Source organism: Dapis hubbardiae BLCC-M172 (genome assembly GCF_050016015.1).
Taxonomy (GTDB): domain Bacteria; phylum Cyanobacteriota; class Cyanobacteriia; order Cyanobacteriales; family Microcoleaceae; genus Trichodesmium.
Genome location: NZ_JBNHEQ010000090.1, coordinates 1 through 11,008 on the forward strand (window position 1 = coordinate 1; position 11,008 = coordinate 11,008).

Here is an 11,008-nt window from a genome sequence, read left to right on the forward strand (position 1 = left end):
CATTAAACTCACACTGGGAATTAAACTGAGGCTATATTTTTCAATTAAAAATTGTTCTCCGTCATGTAATACTGCTACAGGTAAAGTCCGTAAACCTTCATCCATACTAAATAGTAAAGTATCGATATTTGCAGCTTCTAATTCTTCTGAGATAGGTGCAATGAGCCAATCATATAATTGTTGTGCTGGTGGCAAATAACTATCAGTAAAACGACGGGCAGGATTTGTAATATGTGCCCGTAATTTCAGGGAAACTTTCATAAGTTTTTTCCGTTGGGCATCAGGAATAGTTTTAATAATTGGCTTACCATCCTTGGTATATAAGATTATTTGTAATTGGTCGGAATAAGAATTAATATAAACTACAGCAGATTCTTTTCCGGTGTGTTTTGCCATATCGGTTAAAATTTCTCGGACGTTTTTTGTGCTAAGAAATTGTTCGTTTAAATCTGTTCCGAAGTAATTTGAATATTCGGATATTCGGTTTTGTTCTAACATGGTTATTACTTGGTCTGAACCTGTGGCTACTGTGAGAGGGTTGGTATTAGGAGTATCAATTATTTTTAAGATTTGTTGGGTGTCGGTGCTACTGTTAATGGATGATTATGTCTGACTTTGGGCGGTTGTTGTGTTGGCTGTTTGATTATTGTTACTGGGGGTTGCTGTGGAAATTATATCGGAGGTTGTGCTTGTTGATAAACTGTTATTTTCTCCGGAATTTCTGGTGGTATTGTTTGTGGAGTTGTTGAGGGTATTTGTATTATTATGGGAATTTGTGATGGTATTATTTGTGGAATTGTTGTTAGAATTTACTGAAGTATTATCGGTATTTTGATTAACTCCTAGACGTTGAATGTTGGTAAATTTATTGCCAAAAGTTTGATTGAAATTATCTATATTAATATCACGACCTGCGGTTTGATTATTGTTAGTATTACCTTGGGCTTGTTGGTTGAAATTATCTATATTAATATCACGATCTGCGGTTTGATTATTGTTAGTATTGCCTTGGGCTTGTTGATTAAAATTATTTATATTAATATCACGCCCTGCGTTTTGAATATTGTTAGTATCGCCTTGGGCTTGTTGGTTGAAATTATCTATATTAATATCACGACCTGCAGTTTGAATATTGTTAGTATCACCTTGGGCTTGTTGGTTGAAATTATCTATATTAATATCACGACCTGCGGTTTGATTATTGTTAGTATCACCTTGGGCTTGTTGGTTAAAATTATCTATATTAATATCGCCATCTGCGGTTTGATTATTGTTAGTATCGCCTTGGGCTTGTTGGTTAAAATTATCTATATTAATATCGCCATCTGCGGTTTGAATATTGTTGGTATCGCCTGTTTCTGCTGTTTGATTAAAATCATCTATATTCTGGTCTCCTCCAGAATTAATTTCACTATTGACATCTCCTTCTCCTCCATTTTGATTAATGTCTTCGGCGGTAATATTATCTGTTGCTCTGAGTGTTAAATTTCCAATTGTTCCATCTGAACTTATTGTTATATCAAAAGTTCTAATAGAACCATCTGTAGCTTCTACATTGATTGCATCTGCGCTTGTTTTACCAATGGAGCTTAAGTTTCCTGTGCCTACTTCTGCTCCGTTAATTTCAATACTACCACTGCTTCCTGCTGGTGCTTGCGTGGTAACGTTGTCTGTGCTTACTTCTGCTGTGCGACTTTGTATTCTCAAATTACCACTTTCTGTCATGCCATAAGATGAGACGTTGGCTAATGTTACACTTTCTGGGGCGTTAACTTCTACGTTTCCTCCTTTTCCTTGGTTTTAGTAGGAGTCTATATTGCCTGTGGAGTAAATTTCTCCTATTTGACTATTGACTGTAATATCGCCTCCTTCTTTCATTCCTTCTGAACGAATGCTGGTAATATTAATACTACCTGGGGATGTGAGGTTGACATCTCCGGCTATTCCTTCTTCTGAATATGTGTTTAATGCTCCTGTTGCATCTATACTATTTTCACTGCGACTATTGATGGTAATATTTCCTCCTTTTTCCATTCCTTGAGACAAAATTGTGTCTGTATGGATATGATCTGCTGCTGTGAGATTAACATTTCCGGCGGTGCCTTTTTGGGAGAATGTTTCTATTTCTTGGGTGGCGTTAATTTCTCCTTGTTGACTGATAATTTCCACGTTTCCGCCTGTGGTGGGTTTGCTTTCGTTGAGGGCGCTTGCTTCTAGTTTGCCTGTGGTAATGTTTTCTCTGGCATTGAGAGTTATATTTCCGGTGCCGTCTGGGGAACGAGAATTTATGGTTCCGGCGGTGGTGTCTATTGTGCTGTTGTTGCTGTCAAGGGTGATGTTTCGGGCGACTCCTTGGGTTGCTTCTCCTTGGGGTATGGGAATGAGGGTAAAGTTTTCGTTGTTGTTAAATTCTTGTCTTTGTCTGACAAAACCCGATGCTAGGTTTATTTCTCCTGTTTCTATTGCACCCTCCGCAATAATATCAATTTTTCCTGTGTCGCCAACATCTGCACCGGAATATATTTGGGCAGTCGTGGTGTTAATATTATTTCCTGCTTCAAGAATAATATCTCCCCCTTTACCTCTCCCTATCTCCCCATCTCCCCTACTCCCCCGCTCCCCTACTCCCCCTCTCCCTGCTCCCCCGCTCCCCTGCTCCTCTGGTGGTTCGGAGGCTGATATAATATTACTGTCTTCTATAATATTAATATCCCTTCCTGCTTTAATACTTATTTTACCTCCGTCTGCGTCGGCGAAGGTGTAGATGTTGGTGGTGGTAATATCTCCTTGGGGTGCAGTGAGGGTGAGGTTGCCTGCGTCGCCTCCTCCTGAATAGTTGGCTAGGAAGTCTCCGTTGCTGGTGTCTATATTTCCGGTTTCTGATGTGATGGTTATTTCACCGCCTTGTTGTTGTCCGTGGGAACTAATAGTATTGGTGGTTATGTCTGTTTTGGCTTGGAGGGTGACATTTCCGGCGTTTGCTCCGTCTGAAAATGATTGAATTGTTTGAGTGGCGTTTATTTCTCCTTGTTGGCTGGTAATACTAATGTTGCCTCCGTCGGCTGTTTCGGTTTGACTGCTTGCTTGGGAGGTAATAATTCCTGTGGTTATGTTGTTTTCGGCTTCGATGTTAATTTCTCCTGCATTTCCAGCATCGGTGCTTTTGGCGGATATGGTGCTATTGGGGGCTGTCATTTCTCCGGTGTTGATGGTGATGGTGCCTCCGTTTCCTGCTCCTGTTGTTTCTGTTAATATTTGACCTTCTAGTTGTAATGTTTGTGTGGGTTTAATGTTGATACTGCCTCCGTCTCCGCTGTCGGATGTGGCTGCTGATATTGTTGTGTTTTCGGCTATGGTGAGGTTTTCGGTTTCGATCTTGATGATGCCTGCGTTACCGGCACCTTGGGTTTCAACTGTTATTCTGCCTTCGCCTTTTATGTCTATGTTTTCTGGTGCAAATATGTTGATGTTGCCTCCGTCTCCTGTTGAGAGGGTGCGGGCGGATATGAAGCCGGAGTCTGTGAAGGTAATATTGAGGTCTTGGTCAAATTCCCCTATCTCCCGTACGGACGTTGCATGCAACGTCCCTACTTGCTCCCCTACTCCCCTACTCCCCTACTCCCCTGATCCCCTACTTCCCTATATGGATTAATACTCAGGGTTCCGGCAGGACTTTCTCCTGCTGTTTCGGCGAATATTCCAAGTCTCCCTGAGATGAATAGTTCGTTGGCGTTGATGGTAATATTTCCGCCTGCTTCTGTGTTGGTTGCTCCTTTTTTTGCGGTGGCACTTACTTGGGCGTTTTCGCCGATAGTGAGTTGTTGGGTGGTTATTTCTATGTCTCCAGCAATTCCTGCGCTGTTGGTTTCGGTGGTGAGACTTGTGCCTTTTTCTAGGGTGAAATCTCTGGTGTTAATGTTGATTTGCCCTGCATTGCCTTTGTCTTCTGTGGATGCGCTGATAGCTACTCCGTCGGATATTCTGAGGTTTTCTGTTTGGATGTCGATAATTCCGGCGTTACCTGTCCCTGATGTTTCTACGGCGATGAAGCCTTGGCCTGATATGTCTATGTTTTCTGGGGCGGTGATGAATATGTTCCCGCCGTTGCCTGTGGAGGGGGTGGAGGCGGAGATGAAGCCGTCGTTGCTGAAGTTGATGTCTATGTCTGGGTTGTTTTTGTATGGTGAAAGGCTGAGGGTGCCTGCGTTGGCGGTGGCTTCGGTTTCGGCGAATATTCCGAGTCTCCCTGTGATGTTGAGTTGGTTGGTGTTGATGGTGATGTTGCCTCCGTCTCCGTCGCTGGTTGAGCCTATTACTACTGTGGCGCTGATTTGGGCATCTTGACCGATATCTACGGTGGGGGCTTGGATGGTTATGGTGCCTGGGTTGCCTCCGCCTGTGGTTTCTGTTATTAGGCTGGTGTCTTTGTCTAGGTTGAGGTTGTTGGCAAGGATATTGATGGTGCCTGCGTTGCCGGTGTCTTCTGTGCTAGCTTTGAGCCTACTGTTGTTGGTGAGTAGAATGTTTTGGTCGGTTTCTAAGGTTATGTTCCCTGCGTTGCCATCCCTACTGGTGATGCTGAGAATTTCGGTGCTGTCGAGTGTGATGTTGCCGAGGCTGTAGATGTTGACGTTTCCGGCAGGTTGATCGCCTTTGGTATCGCTTTCGATAGTGACATTATTGAGGTTGAGGTTGCCATTACTGATGATGGATACATCTCCCGATAGACCTTCTCTGTCTGCATCTACTTGTAATGATCCTACAAAAGGGTTTTGTTCAGTTTCTTGTGTATTAACCCTATTAGGTATACTTAATTGTTGACTGGTAATGATAGATAAGTCATTAAGTAAAAGATTGCCTTGTGGTTGACTCTCAATTGTTACCTGCCCAGATTGGGAATAGGAAGATAGGGTAAATATTTCTGTGTTGCTAAGGTTGTTTGTGGTAATGTTAACGTCTCCTCCATTACCAGAGTTATTTGTTCCTGCTGAGAATGTTCTGATTGATAGTTTTTCTCTATCAAGTGTGGGAACTTCTTGCTCCAAAATATTACTTATCTCATTAGCGAGACTTCATGAAACAGCACCTGCGTTATTAAACACATTAGGAGAAGAGAATTCAGGTTCTTTTGTATTCAAATTAATATTACCTCTGGCATTCAGAGTAATACTTCCTCCATCTCCTGAGTTGCCTTCCTGGGTAAAAGAATAGGTATCTATAGAATATGTATTGATATTACCCTCCGCTTTTAGATTTATATCTCCCCCATCTCCTGAGTTACCTTCCTTAACCCAAGAATACAGAACCAGCCATCCGGCAATAATATCACCTCCTGCACTTAGAGTAATATTTCCACCATTTCCAGAATTCTCTCTGTCTAAATTATTCCCTGAATTGCTTGTGTCTGCAAAGCTTGAATCAAGCCAGACTGTGTTGATAATATCACCTCCTGCCGTCATAGTTATATCTCCCCCATTTCCTAAGTTCCTTTTAGACATTGAAGAAGAAAATGACTCAACTTGTTGCGTTATAATATCACCTCCTGCCGTCATAGTTATATCTCCCCCATTTCCTAAAACCGAGCGAGCTTTAAGGGAACCTTCTGTGAGACCCAATGAAGGTAGCGTTGTATCAATTGAACCCGCTGTGCTTTTTATAGTTATATTACCAGCATTACCACTACCTCCATTGGTTTCAGTCAGAAATTCAAAGCTCCCAGGAACGGGCTGATAAATAGTAAATTCACCAGAATCAGTCTTAATGGATGTCGTAGTAATATCCCCTGCTGCTTTGATATCTACATTACCCCCATTACCATTAAAGGATGAGGCACTTAGAAGTCCCATACTTGTATCGAACGCTCCTTCTGTACTTTCTATAGTTATATTTCCTGCATCTTTACTATAAGACTCAGTAGTAATGTCTCCTGTACTAATATCTCCTGATGCTCTCATTTCTATATTTCCCCCATCCCCTGAGTTACTTGATGAGGAATTGGAATTGAGCGACGATGTAGTGATATTACCAGCCTGAACTGATATCGCGATATCACCCCCATCCCCTGAGTTACTTGATGAGGAAGTGGAACGGGAATTAGAACGTGAACGGGAATTGAGCGACGCTGTAGTGACATTACCAGTCTGAACTGATATCATGATATCACCCCCATTCCCTGAGTTGCTTGATGAGGAAAAGGAATTGGAATTAGAACTGGAATAGGAATTGGAATAGGAATTGAGCGGCCCTGTAGTGACATCGCCAGTCTGAACTGATATCGCGATATCACCCCCATCCCCTGAGTTGCTTGATGAGGAGGAAAAGGAACTGGAATTAGAACTGGAATTGAGCGACGCTGTAGTGACATTACCAGTCTGAACTGATATCGCGATATCACCCCCATCCCCTGAGTTGCTTGATGAGGAGGAAAAGGAACTGGAATTAGAACTGGAATTGAGCGACGCTGTAGTGACATTACCAGTCTGAACTGATATCGCGATATCACCCCCATCCCCTGAGTTGCTTGATGAGGAGGAAAAGGAACTGGAATTAGAACTGGAATTGAGCGACGCTGTAGTGACATTACCAGTCTGAACTGATATCGCGATATCACCCCCATCCCCTGAAACTGAACGAGCTAAAAGAGAACCTTCTGTAGTATCAATTGAACCTTCTTTACTTTCTATAGTGATATTACCAGCGTTGCCACTACCACTATTAGTTTCTTCTATATTATACTCATTAACAAAAAATTCACCTGAGTCAGTCTTAATTTCTGCCGTAGTAATATCTCCTAACGCCTCGATCTCCAAATTACCCCCATCTCCATCCAGGGATGAAGTATCCAATGAAAATATATCAATATTGCCAGAGATAGCATTAAGGTTAATATCACCCCCAATTCCTTGACGAGAAGCAGAATTAATCAACCCTGTAATAATATTGTTTTTAGCCTTGATATTCACTCTACCAGCATTACCAGTTTCGCTGAAACTACCAATATTTCCTACACTAATATCACCATGAGTTGCTTCTAGATTAATTGCTCCACCATTTCCTCCTCCACTCACTAAAGTATTAGGTTGACGCAACAACAGTTGTGTACCTGTGGCAGTTTCCCAGGGAGCAGTGTCACCAGCTCTGTACAAAGTGCCACTAGCCAATCTGGGAAAAGTATCTTTCACCCTCAAAGTCCAAGTTCCATTGGGGTTTTCTCCATTAAAATCTGCCAAACTTCCTTGGGGACGATATGTACCATCAAATGGAGCAAACCCAGAGTCAATACTTCTAGAAGCATCACCATCCAACACAGTATCCTGAAAGTTTTGTCCACCAAAACCACCAACACCAGCAAACAATGTTACTTTCTTCCCTCCGGGTGATTTCAGATAAACTTCCAAGTCTGAATTCCTAGTATGCTCCGCAGAAAAGCGTACATCTATATTTTCGACAGTTCCCAAGTCACCATCTACAGTAAAAGTAAAGGTGGCAGTGTCATTCAAAGTCGTAGTAGTTGGTACATAATAATATTTACCTCCAATCTCAGCAAAATAATAAGATTCACTCCCAATAATATAATTACCTTCGCCATCAAATTCAACATTAGAAAAATCAACATCTTCTTGTGGAATGAATCCACTCTTATCCTCTACTTCTGGTGGTATCGCTCCCCCCTCATCCACATCTATAGTAGCCAACAACTCCCCACCAGAAAAAACAGGCAACCCAGTAGAAGTATCAATATTCCCCAAAACAATACCAGCACCAGCAATAGTCAAATCTCGCCCATTGGTCTTAATAGTATCCGCACCATTCTCAAAAGTATCCGGATCGCTCCCAACATCCGCTTCATTATCCAACATCTGAACAACACCAACTCCATCCCCATCCACATCAGCACGAATTTCTATCTCTCCATCCCCAGGCAGAAATTCCAACACATCATCTTCTATATCCTCAACAGTAATATCATTTGTCGCTTCTAACTTAACATCCGCATCCCCAGAAGTTTCATCAAATTCATCATTTATCCTAATATTACTAGCAGACAAAGAAACACTTTCTCCACCACCTTTTATTCCACTACCCGTAGCAACAATATCTCCCGTTGCTTCAATATTTATCGAACCATTTGTATCAGTAACTTCTGTTGCTTCGATCCCCCCTAACCCCCCTTGCGAAGGGGGGGATATTTCTGCTTCTGCTTCGATCCCTCCTCCTTGCGAAGGGGGGGATATTTCTGCTTCTGAATTATTCTCTACTATTTCCTGAGTAGAAATAGCTTCCGTTAAAGTCACATCTCCATCACTTTTAATATCAATATCTCCTCCAGCAGTAACAATACCATCCACATCCTTACTCACATCACCAATATTCACATTTCCTACATCAAAAAACACCCCTCCACTACCACTAACTGCCTCTAAATTTTCCACATTCAACGGCAAAGGAGCATCAATTAAACCTATTCCACCATTCCCAGAAGTTTGAAATAAAACACTCCCCGCATTAATCAAAGAATTTGATGAAACTCTAGCAATATTTCCCCCATTAGCATTAACTAAAACCTCTCCTGTTGTAGTTAAAGAAGCTAGATTTATATCACCTACTTCTCCTAAATTTCCTAACTGAATATTAATAGTTCCACTTCCGGCATTTAAGGTCGTTCCATCTAATTGATTAATTGAAGCTTTCCCGTTACTCCGGTTAGCAATATTCATCTCATCATTATTACCAAACAAATCAATATTTCCATTTCCAACTGATGTATCAATATCCGCATTTATATTAATACTTCGACCAGCTTTTAATTCTACAGAAGAATCAGTTTCTATCTTTTCATTAACTGTTATATCATTGTCAGCTTCTAATACTACATTCCCTGATAATTGCCCAATATTTTCAGCCGAAATTGTCACATCTGCATTCTCATCTTGAGCAAAAGGATCTATTGGTGCTTCTGTTTCAGTCGCTTCTGAACTATCAACAACTTCAGAATTTTCAGTCGTTTCTACCTCAGTATTATCTTCTACTACTTCTGTTTCTGTCGTTTCTGAACCTTCAGCAACTTCAGGATTTTCAGTCGTTTCTACCTCAGTATTATCTTCTCCTGTTTGTGAAGTATCAGAATTTTCTGACTCTCCTATAGTCACACTTTCTGGTTGTGAAAATATCGTTCCATCTTCTCCAAATGCTGCAGTAACATTCACATTTCCATCAAATATTAAATCTTGTTTTCCCGTAACTTCAACAAACCCTCCATTACCAGAAATTTCCCCACCTTTAGCACTAATATTTCCGTCAAAATTAGTAGTTCCATCAGACCAAATTATTACTCTTCCTCCATCTCCATTCTCAATAGCATTAGCAGAAATATTTGAGCCACTATTAACAGAAGTTTGTTGAGAATTGAAAACTGTGCTACTCTCTTGAGAATCTCCTCCAATTAATACCGTACCGCCACCATTTAAACCATCCGCATTAATATTAGTATCAACCAGAGCTACGCGATCGCCCAACACATTTACCTGCCCTCCTACATCCCCAGCGCTCGATACATCTATACCTCCAGAAGTTATGGCCGTTCCTGGTACATCTGCCACTATTGTATTTGAATCTGTCAACACCACATCACCATTTTCATTAACAATTACAGATGTGGCCTGAATTATTTCTCCACCTGTTAAAAGTCCGGGTAAAGATAGAGGGGCTATATCAGTATCTTCCCCATTCACTATGACTGGGTTTACTTCCAAACTGAGTAAATGTCCTGGTTGAGAAATTCTTAAGACACTACCGCCTTCTACTGCTGCGATGGTAATATTACCTCCTGGGGTGGATAGTTGCCCAGTATTGATGACTGTTCCACCCAACAAAGTTAGATTTTCTCCGGGGTTTAATGTTAAATTTGCTTCGTTAACTATAGCGCTTGGGTTAGATACATTAAATCTATAACCACTGGGTTCTCCGATTAAGTTAGCATAATCATTTGTACCCATTGCCTTAAACCAAAAGTTATTATTGTCAAAGCCAATTCCTGTGGCAGTGGTGACACTAAATGAAGCGGGTATATTGAGGCTAGCATTTGGACCGAACATTATGCCTGCGGGGTTCATTAAAAAGAGATTGGAATTACCCCCGATGACTTGAATAAGACCATTAATATAAGAGGCATTTCCTCCTGTAACTCTACCGAGAATGTTGCTAGTGTCTGGGGTAGTAACGAAGTTGGCAGTTTGGCCAGAGTTAACATTGAATTTGTCAAAGCTGTGGAAAAGGTTGGCCCCACTGCGTCTGCCACCTTCAATATTGAATTGATTGGCGTTTTGATTTACCGTTGTTCCTGTACCGTCGTTGGCTGGAGTGATAGGTTGGGAGTGAGCGGGAGCTACAGCTAATGTACTTAAAATTATGGTGAGGGCAGATATACCGTAAGATTCTACAACAGTGGGTTTCATATTAAAAATAATGATAAAGGAGATAAATAGGAGCTATCAGAAAACCGACTAGGAGGGAAAAAAGCCTGATATATCGCCCTACTGAGGCGATCGCGCTGCCAGTGGAGAGATATACAGGACTTACGCAGAAATGCTATCCGTAGGGGCAATTCATCTTTGGGGACCATGACTTAGGAGATTTCCCCTACGAAAAACGTAATTTTATAGATGCTTTGGGTAAATCCTGATAGATTAACAATATCTTAATATATTAATTGATTTATATTTTAACTCACAATAGTAAAGATACTGAAATTCAGTTACGCTTTTTGAGAGGTTATTTCCGTAAATTTACCGAATAAAATTTTTGTTTGTGGTAGCGTGTCTAGACTAAAATTTTCGGTAAAACCTAACCCCCCAACCCCCTTCCCTGCAAGAGAAAGGGGATAATTCCTCCCCTCTCAAGAGCAGGAGAGGGGTCGGGGGAGAGGTCTTCCGGGATACTGAAACTTAACCCACATTTTAACTCCCCCGGCGAGAAGTCCCGCGCTCTCCTTTCGGGGGAGCGTCGGGAT

At 41.5% G+C, this 11,008-nt stretch carries 1 pseudogene; it reads right to left on the minus strand.

The window, feature by feature from the left end:
- Positions 1–10,454 (minus strand): annotated as a pseudogene (locus ACP6PK_RS08755) (filamentous hemagglutinin N-terminal domain-containing protein); the annotation flags it as partial.
- Between the last annotated feature and the right edge of the window lie 554 nt (positions 10,455–11,008).